Source organism: Bradyrhizobium sp. BLXBL-03, assembly GCF_051853015.1.
Taxonomy (GTDB): Bacteria; Pseudomonadota; Alphaproteobacteria; order Rhizobiales; family Xanthobacteraceae; genus Bradyrhizobium; species Bradyrhizobium manausense.
Genome location: NZ_CP182470.1, coordinates 1,321,911 through 1,345,601, shown reverse-complemented (window position 1 = coordinate 1,345,601; position 23,691 = coordinate 1,321,911). Strand labels below are relative to the sequence as shown.

The following is a 23,691-nucleotide window of genomic DNA, read 5'->3' as shown; positions in this document are numbered from 1 at the left end:
CCGGGCTGTCTTGAGCAGGATGACGACCGGTTCATCCGAGGCGGCATCAAGCGGCGGATTTCGCCGTCGAAATCCAACCCGCGTTCTCCTGTATCGCTTTTGCTCCCCCCATCGCGGAGCCGACCTCGAGGTCGAGAGTGCCGCGCTGCCCGAGTTCACGGGCCAACACCTCACGATCACAGGCGTTTTCCCACAGCGAAACGGTGATGGCCGCGACGCAGTTGCTGATCATGCTTGTCAGTGCCCGCGCCTCCGACATGAAGCGGTCGATGCCGACGAGCAGCGCTACGCCGGTCACGGGCAAATCCGGCATGACGGTGAGAGTTGCGACAAGCGCGACGAAGCCGCTGCCGGTGACGCCGGCCGCCCCTTTGGACGTCAGCAGCATCAGTCCGAGCATCGCCGCAATCTGTCCCCAGGACAGATGGATGTCGCAGGCCTGCGCGATGAAGATCGACGCCAGGGTGAGATAAATGGCGCTGCCGTCCAGATTGAAGGAGTAGCCCATCGGCAGCACAAGCCCCGACACCCCTTTCCGGCACCCGAGCTGCTCCAGCTTGCGCAACGCGCCAGGCAGCGCTGGCTCCGACGATGACGTGCCGAGCACGATCAGCAGTTCTTCCTTGAAGTAGCGGATGGTCTTCCACAGGCTGAAGCCGTTGAGCCGCGCCAGCGTCCCGAGCACGATGACCACGAAGACGGAGCAGGCGACATAGAATGTCAGGATCAGCAGCCCAAGTGAGCCGATCGAGCGGATGCCATAGCGCCCGACCGTGAACGCCATGGCGCCAAAAGCGCCGAGCGGAGCGAGCTTCATGATGAAGCCGAACGAGACAAACAGAACCTGTGAGAACGATTCAATCGCCTTCGTCACGACGGCACCGCCGTCGCCGGCACGGCTCAGGCCAAAGGCGATCAGGATGGAGACCAGCAGGACCGGCAGCACTTCGCCGTCGGCGAAGGCGCCGAAGAACGAATGCGGAATGATGTGCAGCATGAAATCGGCGAACCCGGTCGCGGTTGCCTGCTTGGTGAATTTCGCAGCCACCGACGGATCCAGCGTATTGACGGACACATGCATGCCCGTGCCAGGCTGGATCAGCAACACCGCGATCAGCCCTGCGAGCAAGGCGAGCACGGTCAGCAGGTAGAACAGCGCCATGGATTTCACCAGGGTGCGGCCGACCTCGCGGGAATCGCTGATGCTGTTGATGCCGCTCACGATGGTGCAGAATACGATGGGCGCGATCATCATCTTGACGAGCTTGACGAAGCCGTCTCCGAGGGGCTTCAGCGCGGCACCAAATTCAGGCCAGAGATGGCCCGTGAGCACACCCAGCGTCAGGCCGATCAGCACCTGGACATAGAGAATCCGGTAGAATGGCTTTCGCGGCTCGGCGTTCGCGGGCTCAGCCAGCGCTTGCATCTGCATTCTCGTTTCTCCCTTGGTGTGATTCTTGAAGTTTCTAAGAGCAGTCCGGCGTCAGGCCGCCAGCACCGACTGGGGCAGGTGCGCTCGGCGGGCGAAGACGCGCCCTTCGAAAATTCGCCGGGCCGTCCGCTGCACCCGCGCCACCGGTCCGGGCTCCAGCCGAACCACGAGTTGGCCGGAAGGATGGGCCAGCGTGATCGGCACCGGCGGCGCGAGCGATCCCACCATGTCTGCGGCGAGCGTTCCGGGCGTGACACAGGCCGTCGCGATCGCGACGGCGCCGGTCACCGCCAGCGCGCTGTGGCAGTCGTGCGGCATGAAGTACCTGACGTTCAACGTCGCCCCGCTTGCGGGCGCGATCAGCACAGGTTTCGGAATCACCATTGCCGCCGGATTTGGAAAACCCATCAGGCGCCCGGCCTCGATGCGCAAGTTCTCGAGACGTGCGCGGAAGCGGCTGTCGGTGAAATCCGAGGGCGCCTCCCGGCCGCTGCAGCCCAGATCCGCCGCGCGGACCAGCATGACCGGCATGGCCGCATCGATGCAGGTCACGTCGATGCCGTCGATGCGATCGACCGTTCGTCCCGTCGGGAGGAGGCGACCGGTGCGTGCGCCGGCCGCGTTGGGGAAGGACAATTCGATGGGCGCAGCCGTTCCCGGTACACCGTCGATCCGCGCCTCGCCCTCGTAGGTCACCTGTCCTCGGGGCGTGGCAACCGTCGCATCGATCAACTTGCCGGTGTTGACATTGTGGATACGCACGTGGGTGCGCTCTGCGGCGGCGGTCACCAGGCCCGCTTCAATCGCGAACGGTCCCACCGCAGCCAGCATGTTTCCGCAATTGGGTGAGGTATCGACGATCCCCTCGCGAACCCGCACCTGGGCGAACAAATAATCGACGTCGGCGCCGGGCACCGACCCCGGCCCGATGATCGCGACCTTGTTGATGACGGCATTGCCGCCGCCGATCCCATCGATTCCAAGATCGTGCCCGCCCCCCATGACCGACAACAGGACCGCATCCCGCGCCCTCGGATCGGTGGGGAGATCCCTCGCCAGAAAGAACGGCCCGCGCGAGGTGCCGCCGCGCATGACCACGCAGGGGATGGCAATCTGATCATTCATGAAAGCTGTTCCGTTCGACGACGTCTTTGCCGCGAACCGACCATCCTCCTTTGCAACTCTTCTGTAAAATGCAAATATACGAACAATTAATGCGTTAATCGGTATAATAGGAGACCAGCCATGAATGCGGAGCTGCTCGACCTCAAGGCGTTCATCACCGTCGCCGAGACGGGAAGCTTCGTGCGGACTGCCAAGGCGCTGAACCTGTCTCAGCCGGCGCTCAGCCGACGCATTCAGAAGCTGGAAGAAAGCCTCGGTGCGCCCTTGCTCGAACGCTCGACACGTCATGTCAATCTCACCATGACCGGCCGCGACCTCCTTCCGAAGGTTCGCCGCCTCATCGACGAGTTCGAGACCTCCGTGCTCGCCATCCATGATATCGGCGCACGCAGTTCGGGCCTGGTCTCGGTCGCCGCGGTGCCGACGGCGGTGTTCTACTTCCTGCCACGTGCGATCGGCCGGTTTGCCGAAGCGTATCCACGCATTCGCATCCGGATTCTGGACATCGGTGCCAATGAGGGATTGGAGGCGGTCGCGCGCGGGGAAGTCGACTTCGGCATCAATTTCATCGGTGCTTCGCATGCCGAAATCGAATTTGAGAAACTCGTCGAGGATCCTTTCGTCCTGGCCTGCCGTCATGACCATCCGCTGGCATCACGCAAACAGGTAAGCTGGTCGGAGATTGTTTCGCACCGGGTCATCACCGTCGGTCGCAACAGCGGCAATCGCGCATTGATCGACAATGCGCTGGCGCGACAGGGTCTGCAGCTGAATTGGTCCTACGAGGTCGCTCACCTCTCCGGTTCGCTCGGCCTCGTCGAAGAGGGACTGGGTATCGCCGTGTTGCCGAGGCTCGCGACACCCGCCGCCGGTCATCCGATCATTCGCACCATCAGGCTGATCGAGCCGGAGGTGTCGCGGACGATCGGTATCGTGCGCAGGCGCGGCGCGACGCTGTCACCTCATGCCAGCCAATTTCTCAAGATGCTCCTCGAGGCGTGGCGCTCACCGTCCCGGACGAGTGGACACGACAAGCCCCGCTCCACCGATGCAAGCTCGAATGCCGCTTCGATCGGCCCGAAAGGAAAGCGCTGAGAACTCCACGCGCAGCGACGCATGATCGGCCCCTCGGACCAGGTTCCGCGATCCATTCCCTGTTCTTGACCTCCCTCGGCGTGGTGCGCCGGCCGACCGTCGCGTTGCGCCGAGTGCTGACAGCGAATACAAGCCGTCAGGTCTTTCCTGGCAGCTTCTGTGTCGCGCGCGGATGGTCAGTCGAGGCCGGAACGCATCAGGCGAATTGATCGGGGCAAATTGATGCAGCGATTGGATCGATGCGCGCGTTAAGCATCTCCGAGCGCCCGGCACCCCTCGACCTAGGTCTGACAACATGCCGCTAGATCGGATAGCGGCCATGGGCTAGTGTTTTATCCGACCGGTTAAAACACCGGCCGTTTGAGGGAGAAAAACGTGAGATCCAAGGTTATTGGCGCAGTGTCACTAGCGGTCGCTGCAGTTGGGCTGTTTGCAGCCGCCGCACCCGCCTTTGCACAGCAAAAGGCGATTACGGTTTGGTGGGTCAAGGGCTTTTACAAGTCCGAGGACGAAGCGCTCGCCGAGACGATCAAGAAATTCGAAGCAAAGACCGGCATCAAGGTCGAATTGTCGCAGTACGCGATCCAGGACATGATTCCGAAGACCGTCGCGGCGCTCGATGCCGGCACCGTGCCCGACGTCGCCTATTCCGACAGCTACGACGTGCAGGTACAGGGCAAGTGGGCCTATGAGGGCAAGCTCGAGGACCTCACCGACGTCATGGAGCCGATCAAGGATCGGTTCGTGCAGAATACGCTGGATGCGTCGATCCTCTACAACGACGTCGCCAAGAAGAAGGCCTATTACGGCTTCCCGCTGAAGCAGCAGAGCATGCACGTCCAGATCTGGAACGACATGCTGGAGAAGGCCGGCTTCAAGCAGAGCGACATTCCGAATGACTGGGAAGGCTATTGGAGCTTCTGGTGCGACAAGGTGCAGCCGGCGATCCGCAAGGCTACCGGCCAGCGCATCTATGCCGTCGGCCAGCCGATGGGCGTTGAATCCACCGACGCTTTCCAGTCGTTCTACACCTTCATGGACGCCTATCACGTCAAGCTGGTCGACGATGACGGCAAGCTCACCGTCGATGATCCCAAGGTTCGCGAGAACCTGATCAAGGCGATGAAGGACTACACCGACACCTACATCAAGGGCTGCACGCCGCCGTCCTCGACGACCTGGAAGGATCCGGACAACAACGTCGCCTTCCACAACAAGACCATCGTGATGACCCATAACTTCACGATCTCGATCGCGGCGAAATGGTACGAGGATTCGCAGAATCAGGCTCTTACTCAGGAGCAGCGCGACGCCGGCAAGAAGGCCTATGAGCAGGACATCATCACGGCGTCCTTCCCGAAGGCGCCTGACGGTTCGACCATCCGCTACCGCTCCGACGTCAAGACCGGGCTGGTCTTCACCGCGGCCAAGAACAAGGCCGAGGCCAAGCAGTTCATCAGCTTCCTGCTCGAGGAGGACAATGTCCGTCCGTATATCGAGGGTGCGCTTGGCCGCTGGTTCCCGGTCACCAAGGCGAGCCAGGAAAGCCCGTTCTGGCAGGCCGATAAGCACCGCAAGGCCGTGTACGCGCAGTTCAAGGGCGGCACCGCGCCGTTCGATTTCACCAAGAACTGGAAGTTCACGATCCTCAACAACGAAAACGTCTGGGCCAAGGCGATGAACCGGGTGGTCAGCGAGAAGGTCCCGGTCGACAAGGCGGTCGACGAGCTGATCGCCCGCATCAAGCAGGTCGCGGGCTAAAGCCTTGCACTTCCCTCTCCCCGCTTTGCGGGGAGAGGTGTAAGAACAACACCGGTCGCGTTTCGCGGCCGGCTTCTCTTTGAAGAGTCCGAAAAGAATGGCGATCACGCTCTCTGGCGATCAGGCGATCCCCGCCCCACCCCTGGCGTCGCGGCTGACCACGGCGCAGGTTTGGGGCATCGTGCTGCTCGCGCCCTATCTGCTCGTCTTCCTCGCCTTCGTCGTCTATCCCGTCTGCTACGGGCTGTGGCTGGCGCGGGCGCCGTCGAATTATGTCGCGCTCTACAACGATCCGATCTTCGCGCGCGCCGCGGTCAACACGCTGATCTTCCTGGTCATCGGCATCAACATCAAGATGCTGATCGCGCTGTTCCTGTCCGGCTTCTTCGCGCAGCAGCGCACCTGGATCAAATGGCTCTCGGTGATCTTCATCCTGCCCTGGGCGGTGCCGTCGATCCCGACCATCCTGTCGGTCCGCTTCATGCTCAACCCCGAATGGGGTATCATCAATCACTACATCTTCGCCTTCACCGGCGATGACGGCCCGAACTGGCTGAACGACCCGACTGTGGCGCTGACCATGGCGATCGGCGTGCACATCTGGAAGTCGCTGCCGTTCTGGACGCTGATCCTCATCACCGGGCGCCTTGCGATCGCGCAGGACCTGTTCGAGGCCGCCGAAGTCGACGGCGCGAACTGGTGGCAGAAATTCCGCTTCATCACCTGGCCGTCGATGCAGACGCTCTACGTCACCTGCACGCTGCTCTCGATGATCTGGACGCTGGGCGATTTCAACAGCGTCTATCTGCTCACCGGCGGTGGTCCGGCCGACCTCACTCACGTGCTGTCGACGCTCGGTATCCGCTATCTCCGGCTCGACCAGCTCTCGCTCGCGATGGCCTCCATCGTCTGCGCGATGCCGTTCGTCCTGCCGCTCGTCTACTTCATGATGAAACGGTTGTCGCGATGAAGCTTCCCTCCCTCCGTGACGTCGCGACGGAAGCGCGGCTGCTGCTGATCGGCATTCCCGTCTTCCTCTGGACGATGATTCCGATCTATCACATGTTCCTGTTCGCGATCTCGCCGAAGGAAGACGCGTTCTCGGGCAAGCTGTGGCCGGATCATCCGACGCTGCACAATTTCGAAATCGTGTTCAGGCAGCAGCACTATTTCCTGCGCGACTTCTACGTCCAGTTCTGGAATTCGACTCTGATCGCGGCCGCCGTCGGTGTGCTGACGCTGTTCATCGCCACGGCTGCGGCGTTCTCGATCTCGCGGCTGAAAGTGCCTGGCGGGCGCATAGTGCTGAACCTTGCGCTGTTCACCTACTTCATTCCCGCGGCGTTCCTCGCCGTGCCGATGTATCGCACCATGGGCAATTACGGCCTGCTCAACAATCACTGGGCGCTGATCCTGGCGATGGTGACGATCGCCTCGCCTTACGCGATCTGGGTGCTGAAACAGGCTTCCGACAAGCTCCCGGTCGAGCTGGACGAAGCCGCGGTGATGGACGGCGCGACAACGCTGCAGATCTTCCGCCTGGTTTATCTGCCGCTGATGATGCCCTCGCTGGTCGCGATCGGCACCTATGCGGTGCTGCTGGCCTGGAACGAATATCTCTACGCGTTCCTGCTGCTCTCGAACGACCGCGAGATCACGCTCCCCGTCGCGCTCGGCAACTTCCTCGCCGCAGACGATTCGCCCTGGGAGCTGCTGATGACCACCGGCTTCATCTACGCGCTGCCGCCGGCCGCGGTCTATTACGCCTTCCGCCGCTACATGGTGGGCGGGCTGACGGCGGGTGCGGTGAAGTCCTAGACATCCTGGGCGCGCTTCCTGCGATAGGCGAGCAGCAGCGCGATCATCGAGCCGAAGAAATAGCCGGCGGTCGCGCCCGAGATGGCGCGGCCGACGACGATTGCGAGCGCTCGGTCGCCTGCGTCGATGGCGGAGATCACGCTCACCGTGTATTGCAGGGTGAACACGACGAGGTTGCGAATCAGCGCGAACGCGCTGCCTGGACGGATGATCTCTCCCGTCTTGTGATCGACATCGAACGGACGCGGTGTCAGCACGCCGAGCGGCAGCAGCATGATCGCTGCGACGACCCAGGCGACCAGCGGCCATTGGCTGTCCTGGTGTCCGAAACCGATCCTCGAAATGCCCCAGGCGATGAAGACGACGGGAACGATCAATGCACGCCAGATCGGCGCCTTGCGCGGCTGCATCGACTTGATGCCCTGCCAGACCAGATAGGCCAGCAGGATCCACACCCAAAGCGGAGTATGGATCAGGATTTGATAGACGAACATCATGACCCATTCCCCATCTAGAGAGGCGCAGCGCTCTCGCCCTGCGCGCTCGACAGTTTTGAAGCGAGCGAGGCGAGGACGATGACGAGCGCGATCAGGGCGATCACCAGCGTGCAGATCGCATTGATCTCCGGTTTCACACCGAGTCGCACCTCGGAATAGATCCGGATCGGCAGCGTCGCCGAGCCGGGGCCGGTGGTGAAGCTCGCGATCACGAGATCGTCGAGCGAGAGCGTGAAAGCGAGCATCCATCCGGCCACGATCGCAGGCGCGATCAGCGGCAGCGTCACCGACAGGAAGGCGCGCGCAGGCGCGCAACCGAGATCCATCGCCGCTTCCTCCAGCGAGCGGTCGAGCGAGCCGAGGCGCGACTGCACGACGACGGCGACGAAGCACATCGTCAGCGTGGTGTGCGCGATCGTCACGGTCCAGAAGCCGCGCTCGGCGTCCAGCGCCACGAACAGCAGCAGCAGCGACAATCCCGTAATCACCTCCGGCATCACCAGCGGCGCATAGAGCATCCCGGAGAACAGCGTGCGGCCGCGAAAGCGCTCGCCGCGCGACAGCGCCACCGCGGCCAGCGTGCCGAGCAGCGTGGCGATCGTCGCCGAGGCGACCGCGACGCGCAGGCTCATCCAGGACGCCTCGATCATGGCACGGTCGGCGAAGAACTCGCGATACCAGCGCAGCGACCAGCCGCCCCACACCGTCACCAGCCGCGAGGCGTTGAAAGAATAGATGACGAGGATGAGGATCGGCAGATAAAGGAAGGCGAACCCCAGCGCGAGCGAGGCGATATTGAAGCGGGACAGGCGGGAGAATTTGCGCATCTACCGCTCCTCAAGCTGCCGACGCTGCAGCCGCTCATAGAGCAGAAGCGGCAGCAGCAGCACGACGAGCAGCACGATCGCCGCGGCTGAGGCCACCGGCCAATCCTTGTTGGTGAAGAATTCGAGCCACAGCGTCTGGCCGATCATCAGCGAGCTGGAGCCGGCGAGAAGATCCGGGATCACGAACTCGCCGACAACAGGGATGAAGCAGAGCAGCACGCCGGCGCCGACGCCCGGCAGCGACAGCGGGAAGGTCACGAGCCAGAACACCTGCCAGGGCGACGCACCGAGATCCCCCGCAGCTTCCTCCAGCGCCGGCTCCATCTTGGCGAGCGTGGCATAGAGCGGCAGGATCATGAACGGCAGGTAGGAATAGACGATGCCGATATACATCGCGGTGTCGGTGGAGAGCCACACCACCGGCCGACTGACCAGGTGCAGCGCACGCAGGATCTGATTGAGCAGGCCGTCGTGCTGAAGGATGTTGATCCAGGCATAGATGCGGATCAGGAACGAAGTCCAGAACGGCACGATCACCAGCACCATCGCCACCGGCTGCCAGCGTTTTGGCAGTCGCGCCATGCCATAGCCGATGGGATAGCCGATCAGCAGCAGCAATGCGGTCGCCGCCGCGGCAACGGTCAGGCTGCGCAAATAGGCGAACACATAGATGTCGTCGGAGGCGAGCAGCTTGAAATTGTCGATCGAGAGCGCAGCAAAGGCTGCATGAATGGCGGTCCACCCCGCCGTCAGGTCGAACACCGGCTCATAAGGCGGCTGCGCGATCGCGGTCTGCGACAGGCTGATCTTCAGCACGAAGCCGAACGGCACCAGGAAGAACAGCACCATCCAGACATAGGGCGCGATCGCGGCGAGGCGCGCCGGCCGCGCGAAAATCCGGCGCGCGCTCATGACGGCAGCACCACGCAGTCGTCGGGCGTGAACCAGGCGACGATTTGCTGGTTCAGGCTATAGGCATCGACATCGAGGCGCGCACTGTTGGCGACCGAGGCCTGCAGCATTCCACCGGTATCAAGCTTCACCTTGTAGGTGGTGGTGCCGCCGAGATAGCAGATGTCGGCGATCACGCCGTCGAGCCGGTTGATCGCCGTTGCGTGGCCGGTCTCGCTCACCGGGCCGCGGCGCGACAGCTTGACCTTCTCGGGACGGATCGCGACCGAGAACTTTCCTTCGCCGGCCGGTTCACGCGGCTCGGCCACAACCAGCGCACCGGCATCGCGCGTGCCGACCACGAGGCGATGACCGTCGCGCAATTTGGATTCGGCGTCGAACAGATTGATGTCGCCGACGAACTCCGCGATCCAGCGCGAACGCGGCGCCTCGTAGAGATCGCGCGGCGCGCCGACCTGCGCAAGCTTGCCTGACTTCATCACGCCGATCCGGCTGGCCATCGTCATCGCCTCTTCCTGATCGTGGGTGACAATGATGAAGGTCATGCCGAGCCGACGCTGCAGCTCCATCAGCTCGCCTTGCGTGTTTTCGCGCAGCTTCCTGTCGAGGGCCGCGAGCGGCTCGTCGAGTAGCAGAAGCTGCGGCCGGCGCGCCAGCGCCCGGGCCAGCGCGACGCGCTGGCGCTGGCCGCCGGAGAGCTGGTCCGGCTTGCGCTTCTCCAGCCCCTCGAGCTTGACCAGCGCGACCATCTCCGCGACGCGCGTTGCGATGTCGGACCGCGCCATATTGGCGCGCTTGAGGCCGAAGGCGATGTTGTCGCGCACCGACAGATGCGGAAACAGCGCGTAGTTCTGGAACATCATGTTGATCGGACGCTCATGCGGCAGCGCCTGCGCGATGTCCTTGCCGCCGAGCAGGATGCGCCCTTCGTCCGGGGCCTCGAAGCCCGCGAGCATGCGCAGCAGCGTGGTCTTGCCGCAGCCGCTGGGGCCGAGCAGCGCAAAGAACTCGCCGGCCTTGATCTCGAGCGACACGCCGTCGACCGCACGGAATGTCCCGAACGTCTTGACGACGCCCTCGACGCGCAGCAGCGGCTCGCCCGCGGCCGGATACGCATCTCCTGCCGTTTTCGCCCCGGCATCCCTTCTCGGCAATTCGTCAGTCATAGGCCCTGCCAACCCCAATGCCGCCGCACGCTAGCGGCGGATCGGCCTTTGCTCAACCGGTTCGAGGACAACTTGCACTCGCCCCGTAGCCCGGATGGAGCGCAAGCGAAATCCGGGGCGGTCCATCGGCGGAGACACTTTCCCGGATTGCGCTTCGCTCCATCCGGGCTACGCCGCTACCGCTGACTAGCACCCGCCATGAACGCAGCCAGCGCGTCGCGGTCCGCGGCAGGCATGGTCAGGCCGAGCTTGGAGCGGCGCCACAGGATGTCCTCGGGAAAGCGCGCCCATTCCTTGCTCATGAGATAGCGCACCTCGGCGCCGGTCAGGTCGGGGCCGAAGCTTGGGCCGAGCTCTTCGCGTGTCTTCGCCTCGCCCAGCACATCAGGCAATCGCGAGCCGTAGGCGGCAACCATGCGCCGGGCTTGCGGCTCCTTCAGAAGGCGCCAGCGGTGGCACGCGAGATCGACCTCGGTCTCGAAACGATCCCAGGCGAAATCGCCGCCCGGCAAGGCCGCGCCGGAAGTCCAGGGCCGCGACATCGGATAGAACGGCGTCATCAGCGTCACCGCCCGTTCGGCGCGGAAGCGCGAGGTCGTGACCGCGCCGCCGAACATCGTGAGCAGCGGTGCCTTGCGCCGGCGCGCGTGGAACAACGTCGTGCCGTCGCGTCGCCGCGCCGACGCAGGCACCAAATTGACGCCGGTGACCGTGCGCACCACGTCGGTCGGCGCGACGCGCTCGCGGAAATAGCGGTTCACGGCCTCGCAGAGATAGCTGACATCGGCGCCCGGCATCGCGACGATGGCGGGATCGCCGGTGAAATCATGGGTGACGGTGCCGACCAGCGTGAAGTCGCGCTCGAACGGGCTGGCAAAGATCAGCCGGCCATCGTTGTTCTGGAACACATAGACATTGTCGGACTCGAACAGCCTGGGCACGATGATCTGGCTCATCTGCACGGCCGCCATGGCCGGCTGCGGCAGCCGCAGCACGGTCTCCGCGACCATGGACGTCCAGGCGCCGCTGGTATTGGCCAGCGCGCGGGCCGTGATCGTGCGGCGATGACCGCGATCGACGACAGCGAGCCGCCAGGTATCGGTCCTGTCGGCCCGCACACAACGCGCCCCGGTCCGGATCGCGGCGCCACGTTCGGCGGCATCCAGTGCCGTGAGCACCACCAGGCGCGAATCGTCGACGACGCAATCGGCATATGCGAAGGCAATGCCGAACGGCCGCTTCAGCGCGTTACCGACCGGATGATGCGTGATGTCGAGCGTCGTCGATGCCGGAAGGCCGTCGCGGTTCGCCAGGGCGTCGTAGACATACAGGCCCGCCCGCAACAGCCAGGGCGGACGCTCGTCGGAATGGGCCGGGATCACAAAACTCATCGGCCGCACCAGATGCGGCGCGATCCGCAGCCAGATCCGGCGCTCGGCCAGTGCCCGGCGGACGCGCCACAAGCCGCGCCGCTCCAGCACCGACAGATCGCCATGGATCAACCGAGGGGTCGCCGACGAGGCCGCACCGCCGAGATCACCCTGCTCGATCAGGATCACCCGCAGCCCGCGGCCGGCGGCATCACGGGCAAGGCTGACACCGTTCAGGCCACCACCGATGATCGCGAGGTCGTAATCCGCCATGAAACCGTTGAAGGGAGCGAGCCAAGTACCCGCCACCACTAGCCGGTCTTGAGCGCAAGCTCCATGGCCTCGCCGCGGCCGACGAGGTCGGCATATTTTCCGATGGGCAGCGGCTTGCCGAGCAGATAACCCTGCACACCGTCGCAGCCCTCCTTGGCAAGGAAAGCGAGCTGATCGAGCGTCTCGACGCCCTCGGCGATGATTGACATTTCGAGGCCGTGACCGAGATCGATCACGGCGCGAACGATCGCCGCCGATTGCGGGTTGCGGCCCAGATTCATGATGAAGGCGCGATCGATCTTGATCTTGTCGAACGGGAAGGCCTGGAGATAGCTCAGCGAGGAATAACCGCTGCCGAAATCGTCCATCGAGATGCGAACGCCCAGCGCCTTCAGGCGGCGCAGCAGCGCCAGGCCGCGATCAAAGTCCTCGATCAGCACGCCTTCGGTGATTTCCAGCTCGAGCCGGCCGGGCGCAAGCCCGGTCTCGATCAGGATCGAATGGACGAGACCGACCACGCCACCGTGCATGAACTGCGCCGGCGACAGATTGACCGCGACCTGCATTGGCTTCGGCCACGACGCCGCCTCGCGGCAGACCTCGCGCAGGATCCATTCGCCCATTTCGACGATCAGGCCGCTTTCTTCCGCGATCGGGATGAATTCGGCCGGCGAGACCTGGCCGCGCACCGGGTGCTGCCAGCGCGCCAAGGCCTCGAAGCCGATGATCTCGCTCTCGGCAACGCTGTTGCGCGCGACGCCCTGCGGCTGGAACGCCAGCGAAAGCTCGCCATTCTTGATCGCCTTCGACAGGTCCTGGTGCAGCACGCGGCGGTCGCGGATCTGCTGGTCCATCTCGGGCTGGTAGAGGCTGATCGTGCCGCGCGATTTCTGCTTGGCGCGGAACAGGGCCGCGCCGGCATTGGCGAGCAGCGAGGCACCATCGGGACCATTGTGCGGAAAGACCGACATGCCGGTGGTGATACCGGCGCGGACCGCGCGGCCGTCGATGTGGAATTCCGGCGCGAGCGCCTCGTCAAGCTGCTGCGCCAGCGCGAGGCCCGCGTCGGGCTGCTTGCCGTCGATGATCAGGCCGAACTCGTCGCCGGACAGGCGCGCCACCAGGCCGCCGCGTGCTGTGTCCTGCAGCCGCTGCGCCACCTCGATCAACAGCTTGTCGCCAAGCGCATGGCCGAACACGTCGTTGACCTCCTTGAGGCCGTCGAGATCGACGCACAGGACTGCGAACTCCTCGTCGGTGCCTTCGCAGGCTTCGATCATCTGGGTCAGCGCCTGAAGGAAGGCAGCGCGGTTCGGCAAATCGGTGAGGCCGTCGTGGTAGGCCATGTGCGCCATCCGCGACTCGGTCTGCCGGCGGTTGGTGACATCCTCGTGGGTCTTGATCAGATATTGCGGCTCACCGGAATCGTTGAGCACGGTGGCACGCCGGGTCAGGAACAGGCGCAAGCCGTCCTTGGTGGAGATCGGATGCTCCTCGGTGATCATCCCGCGTTTTTTGATGGCGGCCTCGTCGCGCGCGATGATCAGCTTGGCTTCCTTGGCATTGAAGATATCCGAGGCGGTCAGGCCGGTGGCTTCCTCGCGCCGGCGGTTCAGAATCGTCTCGGCGCTGCGGTTGGCGAGCAGGTAGCGGCCGTCCTTGACCTGTTCCACGATCAACGCCACCGGAATGTTGTCGACCACAAGCTCGAGGAACTTCTTGGTGCTTTCCAGCTCCATCGACAGCGATTGCCGATCGGTGATGTCCTCGAACACGATCAGCAGGAACTGCGGCTTGTTGCTCTCGTTGCGGACCACGATCCGGATCGATGCCACCTTGCGGCGGGCCGCGTCGACCTCGACCTCGAATTCGTTGCGATATTGTCCTCCGGGCGCCATCAACGCGGCCCGATCGGTCGCCTCGATGCTGTCAGCCGATTTCGGGCCGAACAGCTCGCGCGCATTCTTGCCGACGACCTGACCCCGCGAAAAGCCCCAGAAGTGCTCATAGGCCCGGTTGGCGAAGATATAGCGACCGTCCTCGATGTTCTTCGCGGCGACGCAAGCCGGAACGTTGTCCAGCACCGTTTCCAGGAACTGCTTGGTCGAGGCGAGCTGCCGCGAGAGTGCGCGCTGCTCGCTGACGTCGAGATGGGTCGCCACCGAGCCGCCACTGGGCAGCACGAAGTACTTAACCAGAATGGCGCGGCCATCGGACAGTTCCGTGACCAGGCCGTTAGGACTCGCCGCCTTCTCGTAGAACTCATCGTCAGAAACGCCAAGAACGCCGCGCTTGCGGCGCAACCCGAGGATGTCGCAGCCGGTCATGCCGGTCCACAGGTCCGAGCGCGCAAGGCCGTAGATCTCGAGATAGCGGTCGTTGCAGAAGATGACGCGCTGCTGCGCATCCGTCATCACCACGCCCTGGTTGAGATTGTTCATGGCCGAGGAGATGAAGGCGTTGCGCCGCAACTGCGAACGGTTGCTCCGGCGCTGGGCGGAGTGGATCCACAGCGCGATAGCAACCAGGAACGCGCAGACGACAACTCCGCCGATCAGGGCTTCCCAGACCAGAATGGGGTCGACATCGGCAAGCTGGTTGGGCGAAACGAAGCCGTTGGCATAGGCACGCGAAGGCGCGACCGCGCTGGTCAGGCACACGAGGGCCTGTACAGCAATCGGAAGCATGCTGCCTTCCTGCCAGTTCTTCTCAGCCATCAGCCACCCGCAATTTCAACTGCGGATTGTCTGGCTTCACGGGTTGGGATCGGGTAAACGCCTGTAGGCCCGATAGAAAAATGTGACGTGAAATACGGCAATTGCCCTGACATGATAAATGCTTTCTTAACGGATAACGCCCGCGCAGCGCGTTTCCCAGGCAAACCGGAACCATCGGCACCACCTTCAGCGGGACTTCCGCATCGCCATGGATAGGGTGGATTGCGTTGTCGTCGGAGCCGGCGTGATCGGGCTCGCGGTGGCAAGGAGGCTCGCACAGGCCGGGCGCGAGGTGATCGTGCTCGAGGAAGCCGAGGCCATCGGCACCGTCACCTCCTCACGCAACAGCGAAGTGATCCATGCCGGGATCTACTACCGTGCCGGAAGCTGGATGGCGCGCATGTGCGTCAGCGGCAAGCATGCGCTGTATCGCTATTGCGGCGAGCGCGGCATTCCGCACAAGGACTGCGGCAAGCTGATCGTCGCGACCAATGCGAAGGAAACCGAGAAGCTGCAATCGATCAAGGCGCATGCCGAGGCCAATGGCGTGCTCGACATGCAGTTGCTGTCCGGCGAGGCCGCGCGCGCGCTGGAGCCGGCGCTGGCCTGCGACGCCGCCCTGCTGTCGCCGTCGACAGGCATCATCGACAGCCATGCCTATATGCTCTCGCTGCGGGGTGAGGCCGAGGAGGCGGGCGCGGCCTTTGCGTTTCACACGCCGCTGATCCGCGCCAAGGCGGAGGCGGGCGTGATCGAGCTCGAAGCCGGCGGCGAAGCGCCGATGACGTTGCAATGCGACCTGCTCGTCAATGCCGCGGGATTGTCGGCAACATCAGTGGCGCGCCACATCGACGGCATGCCGCTCGACCGGATTCCGCCGGCCTATCTCGCCAAGGGCAATTATTTCAGCTGCAATGCGCGCGCGCCGTTCTCGCGCCTGATCTATCCGGTGCCCGAACCCGGCGGGCTTGGGGTGCATCTGACGCTGGACATGGCAGGACAAGCGCGATTCGGCCCCGATGTCGAATGGATCGAGACGATCGACTATGAGGTCAATCCGTCGCGCGCCGAGCGGTTCTATCCTGCAATCCGCAAATACTGGCCGACGCTGCCCGATGGCGCGTTGATGCCGAGTTATTCGGGCATCCGCCCCAAGATCGTACCGCCGGCGGTGGCAACGCAGGATTTTCTCATGCAGGGTCCGCGCGACCATGGTGTCGCAGGACTGATCAATCTGTTCGGAATCGAATCGCCGGGACTGACGTCCTCGCTCGCGATCGCGGACCACGTCGCAGAGCTCGCGGAAATCTAGAGAGCGTTGCAGCCGGAGTGAGAACCGGCTCGCGTCACAAAGCCTGCTGTGCACGATGATCGCGCGGGTGCGCACCTTGCAGCAGGGACGAGCGCAAAGGCTTTCGTCCCTGCCTGAAAGGATACGATCAAACTTGACGCTGTTACGGGGGTTACTAGTGAAGCGTGTCGCCGGTCTGCTTCAGTCGTTCAATCTGGTCCTTGACCATCAATTTGCGGCGCTTCAACTCAACAATTTGCAGGTCGTCTGTTGAAAGGTGCACGAGCGCTTCGTGCAATTCGTTTTCGAGAGTTTTGTGCTTCCGTTCCAATTCAACCAGATGTGCCTGAATTGTCATTCGAAACCTCCTCGGTAGGGGTGAACCTTGGATTCGATCCGGACGCGCAAGTGTACATCAGCGATTCGTTCTGTCGATATGTATCCGTCGTCGCACGGTCATTTTTGAAAATTCATATGTAACGAAGCGTGAGTAAGGAACCGTGCGTCGAAAAATCCATGATATCAATGTGCTTGCGCCGCGCGCTTCCCGAATCGTCGAAATATCTTGCGGGAGAGGGGTGCAGGAAGGCCGCAGATCGCTTGCGATCAAGCCGCGCAAGGACGATAATTTCCACAGGGCATCCACAGCCTTGATCTCAAGCCTATCGGTTTTCGGCCACCGCAGACATGACCCATGAAGACGAGCGTGAGCTCGAAGCCGAGCTCACCCGGTTGCAGCAGGAACACCGAGATCTCGACGCGGCGATCGATGCACTGCATCAATCGCCTGCCCCCGACCTGTTGCGGTTACAGCGGTTGAAGAAACGCAAGCTGTTGTTGCGGGACCGTATCGCGTTCATCGAAGACCAGATTACCCCTGATATCATTGCGTGATCCGTGAGCGGTCGCGGAATGCCGCCACGTGAATCCGCTTGACTCAAAAAGAACAAAAGAAGAACATGAGTCCCGCCGCCCCAAGAACACCCAAGGCTAACACCCAAGGCTAACACCCAAAGCTAACACCCAAGGCTAACGCCCACAGCTAATGCCCAAGGACACCCGCAAGGACACCGCCGATGTCAGTCCCAGCCCTTCTCGACCACAGCCACTATGAACAGGCCTGCGATCAGGCGATCGCGATGTGCGACGGCAACCTGCGCAGCACCATCAAAGCGCTGATCATGGCCAACGAATATCTGGAAGCCGAGCTGGAAGAATTGCAGGCGGCGATTTCCGCCGGTTGCATTCCGGAGGCTTCGCGCAGCAGGAGCAGCGCCGCTTAAGAACTCACTATTGGAGCAACGCCATGTCAGATGTGACCTACTACGTTGCAATGCCCTTCCTGATCGATGCCGACGGATCGCCTGTCGCCGGCGCCGCAGAAGAATGCCAGAGCCCTACGGCCGCGCTGCGGCGCGCCGAAGTCTTGGCGCGCGGCACCGGCCATATCGGCGCAGTCGCGTTCAGCCGCAGCGGCGATCCCATGACCGGTGAATTCGGCGATGCCACGCTGCTGCGCAAATTCGGCAACGTGCCGGAAGATCTCGCAACGCTGTAGAGTCTTGTTGTTCGAGCATGATCTCCGCGCAAACGCGTTGCGCTGATGTCGCGAGGGAAAACCGCTGCACACTTTGCGCTAACGCGGCCCTTCGAGTCCGGATCATGCCTAGCTGCTCACAAGCCTGATCCGCGGCTCGTGGCGCCGGTGCGCCTTGCGCACATACATGGCGGCATCGGCCTCCTCCAGCGCACGAGCAGCATCTGAGTGCGCACCGAGCAGCGCGACACCGGCGGAGGCGCCCGCGGTCACGTGCTGCCCGCGAAAGGTGAACGACAAATCGTCGATCGCCTGTTCCAGGATGGCAGCCTTCGCCTTGGCGTCGGTCTCGCTGAGATTCCACAACAGCAGAGCAAACTCATCGCCACCGCGACGGCCGACCACGTCGGACGCGCGGATCTGTCGCGTCAGCGTGTTGGCAATCGCCTTGAGCACCTCGTCGCCGGCAGCATGGCCGAAGGAATCATTGATCGGCTTCAGCCGGTCGACGTCGAGCACGATCAGCGCACCGCTGGCACGGTAGCGCTTCATGTAAGCGATGGCGCGCTGGAGCTCGCGCTCGAAGCCGCGCCGGTTGGGAATGTCGAGCAGGAAATCGGTGTCCGCTGCAGCCTCGAGCTCGGCGATGCGTCGGAGCGCCTGCGTGAGCTTGGTCCGCAGGTCGCGGATGGTCGCCTTGCTGCCGTCCTTGCCGGCCTCCTTGGCGCCAACGGCGGTCACGCGACGCGGCGCGGCAGCCGCAGCCCGCTTGGCTGCAGCTTTCGTTCGGCGCCCGCTGGTTTTCCGGCCCTTTTTGGCCTTCGCAGCGGTCGCCCTTTTCGGTTTCTTCATGGGCATCCTGCTCAATGAAGGCTTGCGGGGATTCACCAAGACAGGATAGTGCATTCCCTTCTCCTTGCCACCGCCTTGCGAGCCGCCGGCCGGAACCATTAATCTGGCCTATCTTTCTGTTTTCCGAGCACAATTGACGTCATGACCGCGCCGATCGCCATCATCATGGGAAGCCAGTCGGACTGGGAGACGATGCGGCATGCCGCCGACACGCTCGCAGCGCTCGGTGTCGCCTCTGACACCCGCATCGTTTCGGCTCACCGCACCCCCGACCGGCTGTTTACCTTCGCCAAGGGCGCCAAGGCTGAAGGCTTCAAGGTCATCATCGCCGGCGCCGGCGGGGCCGCGCATCTGCCCGGCATGGCCGCGGCCCTGACGGAACTGCCTGTGTTCGGCGTCCCCGTCGAGTCCAGGACGCTGAAGGGCATCGATTCGCTCTATTCGATCGTTCAGATGCCTGCCGGCATTCCGGTCGGTACGCTCGCGATCGGCAAGGCCGGCGCGATCAACGCGGCGCTGCTGGCGGCGTCCGTGCTGGCGCTGTCAGATCCCGCGCTGTCCGATCGCCTCGCGGCCTGGCGCAAGGCGCAGACCGAGGCGGTTGCCGAGCGCCCGGAGGGCAAGGCGTGACCGACGCAAAGCAGGTGAAGCTGAAGCCCGGCGACACCATCGGAATCCTCGGCGGCGGACAACTTGGTCGAATGCTGGCCATGGCCGCGGCGCGGCTCGGCCTGCGCTGCCAGGTGTTCTCGCCCGATCCGGACTCGCCGGCTTTCGACGTGGTGCTGAACGCGACCTGCGCCGAATATGCCGACGTCGAGGCGCTCGAGCTGTTCGCCCACGACGTCGACGTCATCACCTATGAATTCGAGAATGTTCCATCCGCGGCGGCCCTGGTGCTGGATTCGCGCCGTCCGGTGCTGCCCAACCGCAAGATCCTCGAGACCACCCAGGACCGGCTCGCAGAGAAGGATTTTGTCACGCGGCTCGGCATCGGCACCGCCGCCTATGCCGACGTCACCTCGGTCGCATCGTTGCGCGAGGCGATCGTCAGAATCGGCCTTCCCGCGGTGCTGAAGACCCGCCGCTTCGGCTATGACGGCAAGGGCCAAGCCATCATCCGCGAGGGCGACGACATTGCGAAAGTGTGGACCAGCCTCGCCACCAAATCGGCGATCCTGGAAGCCTTCATCCCGTACGAGCGCGAGATCTCCGTCATCGCCGCGCGCGCTGCATCGGGCGAGGTCGAATGCTTCGACGTCACCGAAAACGAGCATCGCGACCACATTCTGAAGATCTCCCGCGCACCAGCACCGATCCCGGATGCGCTCGCCGAGGAGGCGCGCAGCATTGCCGGCAAGATCGCGACCGCTCTCGACTATGTCGGTGTGCTCGCGGTGGAGATGTTCGTGCTCGCCAATGGCGGCGGATCGAAGGTGCTGGTCAACGAGATTGCCCCGCGCGTGCATAATTCCGGACATTGGACGCTCGACGGCGCCTCCGTCTCACAGTTCGAGCAGCACATCCGCGCCATCGCCGGCTGGCCGCTCGGCAAGCCCGTGCGCCACGGTGAGGTCGTCACCATGACCAACCTGATCGGCGACGAGATCAATGATTACGAGAAGTGGCTGAGCGTGCCCGGCGCGACTGTCCACATCTACGGCAAGGGCGCCCCGCGCCCCGGCCGCAAGATGGGCCACGTCACCGAGGTCAGGCCCTCGAAGAGCAAGTGAGGCGACCGTAGCCCGTTCCCGCTTTTGGATCACGCCGTCTTCACGCCTGCGACGACACCCGAGGGCTCCTCGCTGAGCCAGCGATAGATCACGCCTCCCAGCGCGCCACCGATCAGCGGTGCGATCCAGAACAGCCAGAGCTGCGCCAGCGCCCAGCCGCCGACGAACAGTGCCGGGCCCGTGCTGCGCGCCGGATTCACCGACGTGTTGGTGACGGGGATGCTGACGAGATGGATCATCACCAGCGCCAGCCCGATCGCGAGCGGCGCGAAACCTGCCGGCGCGCGGCCATGGGTCGCGCCCATGATGACGAACAGGAACATCAGGGTCATCACCACCTCGGTGATGAAGCACGCGACCATGCTGTACTGGCCGGGCGAATGCGCGTCGTAACCGTTGGAGGCAAAGCCCTTGGTGACGTCGAAGCCCGGCGCACCGCTGGCGATCACGTAGAGCAGCTCGGCGGCGACGATGGCGCCGCAGACCTGCGCGATCACGTAAGGCAGGATCTGGCCTGCGGGAAAGCGCCCGCCGGCGGCAAGGCCGACCGTGACGGCCGGGTTGAGATGGCAGCCCGAGATGTGACCGATCGCATAGGCCATGGTGACGACGCTGAGGCCAAAGGCCAGGGACACGCCGACGAGGCCAATGCCGACCTGCGGAAAGCCGGCGGCGATCACGGCGCTGCCGCAGCCTGCGAATGTGAGCCAGAACGTGCCGATGGCCTCGGCAGCGTATTTCTTCATATCCATGTGGCGTCTCCCCTGATTTCTGATGTCCGGCGCAACCCAGCCGGGAACAGCCCGTCCTTGGCGCCAAAACCACCCAAATCGGGGCCGCACGGGAGCATTTTCGCCGTATTTAATGGCTGAACTTGGTCCGAAAACCTGCTTGGCCGGTGGACATCTCAGGTTTTGTCTGATACATCCGCGCCCTCAAGGTTAAGGGCTTGCGCTTTTTGCCATCCCTTCGTCTTACCAGAATTCAAATCCGATCCACTGAAGAGGATGCCGCGTGCAGGTTCTCGTTCGCGATAACAATGTCGACCAAGCCCTCAAGGCGCTGAAGAAGAAGATGCAGCGCGAGGGCATTTTCCGCGAGATGAAGCTCCGCGGTCACTACGAGAAGCCCTCTGAGAAGAAGGCTCGTGAAAAGGCTGAAGCCGTGCGCCGCGCGCGCAAGCTGGCCCGCAAGAAGCTGCAGCGCGAAGGCCTGCTGCCGATGAAGCCGAAGCCGGTGTTCGGCGCTGGCCCCGGTGGCGAGCGTGGTGGCCGTGGCGGCCCCGGTGCAGGTCCGCGCGGACCGCGCTGATCTTGCCGATCATGCAGGACTGAGTTTTCGATGACGCGGGCTCCGAGCCCGCGTTATTGTTTTTTGAGCGGTGCCCTTCTGGGACGGGGCACTACAGATGCGGCGCCAAGCGCGATGAGATCGGGATTGTTTGTCATCGCGCTTTAGGTTGTTGTTTGGGCATAATCTTTTCGGAAAACCGCTGCACGCTTTTCCGAATCATGCTCTAGCGCGAGCGAACCGTAGATGGCCTTCCCTTTCCCAGAGCCCAGCTTGGCGCGGCGACGCCAGATCTGGCGCAAGCCGCTTGTGCTGACCTTGATCGGGATCGCCCTGTGCGGCTGCTCCTTCGATCTGGGCTCGCTGGGGCCGGAGAAGGACAAGCCGCAGGAAGCGCCGAAGGCGGCCGCCGCGCCTGAAAGCGCCGTCAGCGCCGCCAATGTCGCCGAGGCCCAGACCCATACGGCAAAAGCGCAAGCCTTCGCCAAGTCGGGCGAGACGCAGGCCGCGCTGGACGAGTTCAATCGCGCCGTCGCCCTCGATCCCTATAATGCGCAGGCGCTCTACGGCCGCGCCCTGCTCTATCAGGGCAATAACGAGCACGACTTCGCGATCGCCGATTTCGGCGCCGCCAGCGGGCTCAATCCGCAGAAGGCCGAGCCGCTGCTCGGCCGCGCCGTCAGCTATCTTGCCATCGGCAAGGTCAAGGAGGCGGCGGCCGATCTCGACGAGGCCTCCGAAGCCGATCCGCACAATGCTCAGGTCTGGACGACCCGGGGACAGGCCTATGAGCGGCTGGGCGAAAAGGCCAAGGCGGCGGCTTCCTACAACAAGGCCGTCGCGCTGCGCCCACGCGATGACGCCGCCCGGAGCGGCTTGGCCCGCGTCGGCGGCTGACAGTCACGGGACGGCGTAGAGCATGATCCGGAAAAGTGTGCAGCGGTTTTCCGAAAAGATCATGCCCAAACAAAGAGCTAAAGCGCGATGACGATTCAACCCAATCTCATCGCGCTTTAGACGCCGTCCTGGTTAGTCGGGAGTGGCGCCCTTTGGCAGCACCGCGTGGAACATCGACTTCATGCCCGACAGCATGTCGTCGGCGACGTTGGTCTTGGGGCGCGGCATTGGCGCGCCGGCGTCGGCGCGCAGATCGAGCGGCGGGGCGATCACCGGGACCGGGATATCGGCCGGCGGCGTCAGCCGATTCGGATTGTCGTTGCTGACCGAGGCCGTGTAGGGCGGATTCGCCTGCGACGCGGCGCCACTGCCATAGGCCTCGGGCGACGGCGTCGACACATTGATCGGCGGTGGCAAGGGGCGCACCGTCGTCGGCACTGTCGTCACGACACGGGGAGCCTCTGGGGTGCGGGATGCTTCCTGCACGGCAGGCTCCGGCGTCCTCTCGGCCGCCTTGGCTTCGACAGGCTTGGCTTCGGCAGGCTTGGTTTCGGTCGATTTGGCCTCGGCAGCCTTGCCCTCAGGCGACTTGCGCAGGCGTTCGATGGCGGCCCGGGCGAGATCGTTGGCGTCGGGGGTCGCGGCCGGAGCGGCCGGCGACGAACTGGCCTCAACCACCGGCGCAGCGGCGGACGCCGCCGGCGTGGACGTGACGGGGGAGGACTTGGCAACCGCCTTCTCATGCGCCGGGGTGCGGCCGCGCGAGGCAGCCTCGTCCGCAGCCTTGGTGTCGGCAGGCTTGGCGTCGGCAGGCTTGTCGGCCGCTGGCTTGTCCGATCCGCTCTTGTCGGAAATGCTCTTCTCGGAAACGCCCTTGGCTTTCACGCCGGGGCCCGGGAGGTTGGCCACGTCAGCGGGCTTCTTGCCGGCGTCGGCGGGTGCCACGACTGCGGCTGGCGTATCCGCCGCCGGCCTCGCATTGATGTAGTGGTTAACGATGTAGGCCCCGATGATCGTCGCGAGCACCGAGGGGAAAATATCCATCGAGATTTTAGCGAGGTATTTCAGCATTTCTCGGCCACTCCCCGCGCGATCTGA

The 23,691-nt window shown here is 63.7% G+C and carries 24 protein-coding genes; 12 read left to right on the top strand and 12 right to left on the bottom strand.

All coding sequences use genetic code 11. The features are described from left to right. Positions 1 to 46 precede the first annotated feature (46 nt). Together dctA and ACNJX9_RS06400 are read right to left on the bottom strand one after the other, a co-directional pair. The gene (dctA, locus tag ACNJX9_RS06405) at positions 47 to 1,432 is read right to left on the bottom strand and encodes a C4-dicarboxylate transporter DctA (protein WP_439408175.1); all 1,386 of its coding nucleotides are present in this window, start codon (positions 1,430 to 1,432) and stop codon (positions 47 to 49) included. Between the two features lie 51 nt (positions 1,433 to 1,483). Continuing rightward, positions 1,484 to 2,557, bottom strand: coding sequence for a 4-oxalomesaconate tautomerase (locus tag ACNJX9_RS06400; protein WP_439408174.1), 1,074 nt, complete (start codon positions 2,555 to 2,557; stop codon positions 1,484 to 1,486). 120 nt (positions 2,558 to 2,677) lie between these two features. Here ACNJX9_RS06400 and ACNJX9_RS06395 point away from each other — a divergent pair, with 120 nt between their 5' ends. From ACNJX9_RS06395 to ACNJX9_RS06380, 4 genes are all read left to right on the top strand, one after another. After that, positions 2,678 to 3,652 (top strand): LysR family transcriptional regulator, encoded by a 975-nt coding sequence (locus ACNJX9_RS06395; protein ID WP_057757338.1) that lies wholly within the window; start codon positions 2,678 to 2,680, stop codon positions 3,650 to 3,652. Between the two features lie 375 nt (positions 3,653 to 4,027). Then, the gene (locus tag ACNJX9_RS06390) at positions 4,028 to 5,413 is read left to right on the top strand and encodes an ABC transporter substrate-binding protein (RefSeq protein ID WP_057757336.1); all 1,386 of its coding nucleotides are present in this window, start codon (positions 4,028 to 4,030) and stop codon (positions 5,411 to 5,413) included. Positions 5,414 to 5,510: 97 nt separating this feature from the next. Next, positions 5,511 to 6,383, top strand: a complete 873-nt coding sequence (locus ACNJX9_RS06385) for a carbohydrate ABC transporter permease (protein ID WP_057757334.1) — start codon at positions 5,511 to 5,513, stop codon at positions 6,381 to 6,383. Then, positions 6,380 to 7,231: a carbohydrate ABC transporter permease gene (locus ACNJX9_RS06380; RefSeq protein ID WP_057757332.1), complete on the top strand. Its 852-nt coding sequence runs from the start codon at positions 6,380 to 6,382 to the stop codon at positions 7,229 to 7,231. The genes ACNJX9_RS06385 and ACNJX9_RS06380 overlap by 4 nt, the downstream gene beginning before the upstream one ends. Here the strand turns inward: ACNJX9_RS06380 and ACNJX9_RS06375 are convergent. The 6 genes from ACNJX9_RS06375 to ACNJX9_RS06350 all read right to left on the bottom strand — a co-directional run bounded on the left by ACNJX9_RS06375 (position 7,228) and on the right by ACNJX9_RS06350 (position 14,993). Further along, on the bottom strand, positions 7,228 to 7,728 hold the full coding sequence (locus ACNJX9_RS06375; RefSeq protein WP_057757330.1) for a DUF6622 family protein: 501 nt from the start codon (positions 7,726 to 7,728) through the stop codon (positions 7,228 to 7,230). The genes ACNJX9_RS06380 and ACNJX9_RS06375 overlap by 4 nt on opposite strands. Positions 7,729 to 7,742: 14 nt before the next feature. Beyond that, the gene (locus tag ACNJX9_RS06370; protein ID WP_057757328.1) at positions 7,743 to 8,555 is read right to left on the bottom strand and encodes an ABC transporter permease; all 813 of its coding nucleotides are present in this window, start codon (positions 8,553 to 8,555) and stop codon (positions 7,743 to 7,745) included. Continuing rightward, on the bottom strand, positions 8,556 to 9,467 hold the full coding sequence (locus ACNJX9_RS06365; RefSeq protein WP_439408173.1) for an ABC transporter permease: 912 nt from the start codon (positions 9,465 to 9,467) through the stop codon (positions 8,556 to 8,558). After that, positions 9,464 to 10,633, bottom strand: coding sequence for an ABC transporter ATP-binding protein (locus ACNJX9_RS06360; RefSeq protein ID WP_439408172.1), 1,170 nt, complete (start codon positions 10,631 to 10,633; stop codon positions 9,464 to 9,466). Before ACNJX9_RS06360 ends, ACNJX9_RS06365 begins: the two co-directional genes overlap by 4 nt. A gap of 176 nt (positions 10,634 to 10,809) precedes the next feature. After that, the gene (locus tag ACNJX9_RS06355) at positions 10,810 to 12,276 is read right to left on the bottom strand and encodes a glycerol-3-phosphate dehydrogenase (protein ID WP_439408171.1); all 1,467 of its coding nucleotides are present in this window, start codon (positions 12,274 to 12,276) and stop codon (positions 10,810 to 10,812) included. Positions 12,277 to 12,314: 38 nt separating this feature from the next. Continuing rightward, positions 12,315 to 14,993 carry a sensor domain-containing protein gene (locus ACNJX9_RS06350; protein WP_439408170.1) on the bottom strand — a complete coding sequence of 893 codons (2,679 nt, stop codon included), beginning with the start codon at positions 14,991 to 14,993 and terminating at the stop codon, positions 12,315 to 12,317. A 208-nt stretch (positions 14,994 to 15,201) separates the two neighbouring features. On the opposite strand from ACNJX9_RS06350, the gene ACNJX9_RS06345 reads away from it, so the two are divergent. Continuing rightward, positions 15,202 to 16,305, top strand: coding sequence for an NAD(P)/FAD-dependent oxidoreductase (locus tag ACNJX9_RS06345; protein ID WP_439408169.1), 1,104 nt, complete (start codon positions 15,202 to 15,204; stop codon positions 16,303 to 16,305). 154 nt (positions 16,306 to 16,459) lie between these two features. On the opposite strand, the gene ACNJX9_RS06340 is transcribed toward ACNJX9_RS06345, so the two are convergent. Next, entirely contained in the window at positions 16,460 to 16,642 is a 183-nt protein-coding gene (locus ACNJX9_RS06340; RefSeq protein ID WP_057757317.1) for a YdcH family protein, read from the bottom strand. A 329-nt stretch (positions 16,643 to 16,971) separates the two neighbouring features. On the opposite strand from ACNJX9_RS06340, the gene ACNJX9_RS06335 reads away from it, so the two are divergent. The 3 genes from ACNJX9_RS06335 to ACNJX9_RS06325 all read left to right on the top strand — a co-directional run bounded on the left by ACNJX9_RS06335 (position 16,972) and on the right by ACNJX9_RS06325 (position 17,842). Then, positions 16,972 to 17,178 (top strand): YdcH family protein, encoded by a 207-nt coding sequence (locus tag ACNJX9_RS06335; RefSeq protein ID WP_018641547.1) that lies wholly within the window; start codon positions 16,972 to 16,974, stop codon positions 17,176 to 17,178. A gap of 182 nt (positions 17,179 to 17,360) precedes the next feature. Then, positions 17,361 to 17,567 carry a hypothetical protein gene (locus ACNJX9_RS06330; protein WP_057757315.1) on the top strand — a complete coding sequence of 69 codons (207 nt, stop codon included), beginning with the start codon at positions 17,361 to 17,363 and terminating at the stop codon, positions 17,565 to 17,567. 23 nt (positions 17,568 to 17,590) lie between these two features. Further along, positions 17,591 to 17,842 (top strand): hypothetical protein, encoded by a 252-nt coding sequence (locus tag ACNJX9_RS06325; protein WP_057757313.1) that lies wholly within the window; start codon positions 17,591 to 17,593, stop codon positions 17,840 to 17,842. Positions 17,843 to 17,950: 108 nt separating this feature from the next. On the opposite strand, the gene ACNJX9_RS06320 is transcribed toward ACNJX9_RS06325, so the two are convergent. Then, entirely contained in the window at positions 17,951 to 18,673 is a 723-nt protein-coding gene (locus tag ACNJX9_RS06320) for a GGDEF domain-containing protein (RefSeq protein ID WP_162268448.1), read from the bottom strand. Between the two features lie 141 nt (positions 18,674 to 18,814). On the opposite strand from ACNJX9_RS06320, the gene purE reads away from it, so the two are divergent. After that, positions 18,815 to 19,303: a 5-(carboxyamino)imidazole ribonucleotide mutase gene (gene purE, locus ACNJX9_RS06315; protein ID WP_057757311.1), complete on the top strand. Its 489-nt coding sequence runs from the start codon at positions 18,815 to 18,817 to the stop codon at positions 19,301 to 19,303. After that, entirely contained in the window at positions 19,300 to 20,406 is a 1,107-nt protein-coding gene (locus ACNJX9_RS06310) for a 5-(carboxyamino)imidazole ribonucleotide synthase (protein ID WP_057757309.1), read from the top strand. Before purE ends, ACNJX9_RS06310 begins: the two co-directional genes overlap by 4 nt. Positions 20,407 to 20,435: 29 nt before the next feature. On the opposite strand, the gene aqpZ is transcribed toward ACNJX9_RS06310, so the two are convergent. Continuing rightward, positions 20,436 to 21,158 carry an aquaporin Z gene (gene aqpZ / locus ACNJX9_RS06305; RefSeq protein WP_220003285.1) on the bottom strand — a complete coding sequence of 241 codons (723 nt, stop codon included), beginning with the start codon at positions 21,156 to 21,158 and terminating at the stop codon, positions 20,436 to 20,438. A 262-nt stretch (positions 21,159 to 21,420) separates the two neighbouring features. Between aqpZ and rpsU the strand changes: the two genes are divergently transcribed. Next, positions 21,421 to 21,717: a 30S ribosomal protein S21 gene (gene rpsU / locus ACNJX9_RS06300; RefSeq protein WP_027545547.1), complete on the top strand. Its 297-nt coding sequence runs from the start codon at positions 21,421 to 21,423 to the stop codon at positions 21,715 to 21,717. Between the two features lie 225 nt (positions 21,718 to 21,942). Next, positions 21,943 to 22,593, top strand: a complete 651-nt coding sequence (locus ACNJX9_RS06295; protein WP_057757306.1) for a tetratricopeptide repeat protein — start codon at positions 21,943 to 21,945, stop codon at positions 22,591 to 22,593. A gap of 132 nt (positions 22,594 to 22,725) precedes the next feature. Here ACNJX9_RS06295 and ACNJX9_RS06290 read toward each other — a convergent pair whose 3' ends face one another. Beyond that, positions 22,726 to 23,664, bottom strand: coding sequence for a hypothetical protein (locus tag ACNJX9_RS06290; protein ID WP_439408166.1), 939 nt, complete (start codon positions 23,662 to 23,664; stop codon positions 22,726 to 22,728). Between the last annotated feature and the right edge of the window lie 27 nt (positions 23,665 to 23,691).

What these genes read in the sequence shown, in the direction of transcription:
- ACNJX9_RS06345 (WP_439408169.1), top strand. Translation starts at nt 15,202, where the DNA reads ATGGATAGGGTGGATTGCGTTGTCGTCGGAGCCGGCGTGATCGGGCTC.
- ACNJX9_RS06375 (WP_057757330.1), bottom strand. Translation starts at nt 7,728, where the DNA reads ATGATGTTCGTCTATCAAATCCTGATCCATACTCCGCTTTGGGTGTGG.
- aqpZ (WP_220003285.1), bottom strand. Translation starts at nt 21,158, where the DNA reads ATGGATATGAAGAAATACGCTGCCGAGGCCATCGGCACGTTCTGGCTC.
- purE (WP_057757311.1), top strand. Translation starts at nt 18,815, where the DNA reads ATGACCGCGCCGATCGCCATCATCATGGGAAGCCAGTCGGACTGGGAG.
- ACNJX9_RS06385 (WP_057757334.1), top strand. Translation starts at nt 5,511, where the DNA reads ATGGCGATCACGCTCTCTGGCGATCAGGCGATCCCCGCCCCACCCCTG.
- ACNJX9_RS06400 (WP_439408174.1), bottom strand. Translation starts at nt 2,557, where the DNA reads ATGAATGATCAGATTGCCATCCCCTGCGTGGTCATGCGCGGCGGCACC.
- ACNJX9_RS06290 (WP_439408166.1), bottom strand. Translation starts at nt 23,664, where the DNA reads ATGCTGAAATACCTCGCTAAAATCTCGATGGATATTTTCCCCTCGGTG.
- ACNJX9_RS06360 (WP_439408172.1), bottom strand. Translation starts at nt 10,633, where the DNA reads ATGACTGACGAATTGCCGAGAAGGGATGCCGGGGCGAAAACGGCAGGA.
- ACNJX9_RS06330 (WP_057757315.1), top strand. Translation starts at nt 17,361, where the DNA reads ATGTCAGTCCCAGCCCTTCTCGACCACAGCCACTATGAACAGGCCTGC.
- ACNJX9_RS06335 (WP_018641547.1), top strand. Translation starts at nt 16,972, where the DNA reads ATGACCCATGAAGACGAGCGTGAGCTCGAAGCCGAGCTCACCCGGTTG.
- ACNJX9_RS06325 (WP_057757313.1), top strand. Translation starts at nt 17,591, where the DNA reads ATGTCAGATGTGACCTACTACGTTGCAATGCCCTTCCTGATCGATGCC.
- ACNJX9_RS06380 (WP_057757332.1), top strand. Translation starts at nt 6,380, where the DNA reads ATGAAGCTTCCCTCCCTCCGTGACGTCGCGACGGAAGCGCGGCTGCTG.
- ACNJX9_RS06295 (WP_057757306.1), top strand. Translation starts at nt 21,943, where the DNA reads ATGGCCTTCCCTTTCCCAGAGCCCAGCTTGGCGCGGCGACGCCAGATC.
- ACNJX9_RS06370 (WP_057757328.1), bottom strand. Translation starts at nt 8,555, where the DNA reads ATGCGCAAATTCTCCCGCCTGTCCCGCTTCAATATCGCCTCGCTCGCG.
- ACNJX9_RS06350 (WP_439408170.1), bottom strand. Translation starts at nt 14,993, where the DNA reads ATGGCTGAGAAGAACTGGCAGGAAGGCAGCATGCTTCCGATTGCTGTA.
- ACNJX9_RS06340 (WP_057757317.1), bottom strand. Translation starts at nt 16,642, where the DNA reads ATGACAATTCAGGCACATCTGGTTGAATTGGAACGGAAGCACAAAACT.
- ACNJX9_RS06395 (WP_057757338.1), top strand. Translation starts at nt 2,678, where the DNA reads ATGAATGCGGAGCTGCTCGACCTCAAGGCGTTCATCACCGTCGCCGAG.
- dctA (WP_439408175.1), bottom strand. Translation starts at nt 1,432, where the DNA reads ATGCAGATGCAAGCGCTGGCTGAGCCCGCGAACGCCGAGCCGCGAAAG.
- ACNJX9_RS06320 (WP_162268448.1), bottom strand. Translation starts at nt 18,673, where the DNA reads ATGAAGAAACCGAAAAGGGCGACCGCTGCGAAGGCCAAAAAGGGCCGG.
- ACNJX9_RS06355 (WP_439408171.1), bottom strand. Translation starts at nt 12,276, where the DNA reads ATGGCGGATTACGACCTCGCGATCATCGGTGGTGGCCTGAACGGTGTC.
- ACNJX9_RS06365 (WP_439408173.1), bottom strand. Translation starts at nt 9,467, where the DNA reads ATGAGCGCGCGCCGGATTTTCGCGCGGCCGGCGCGCCTCGCCGCGATC.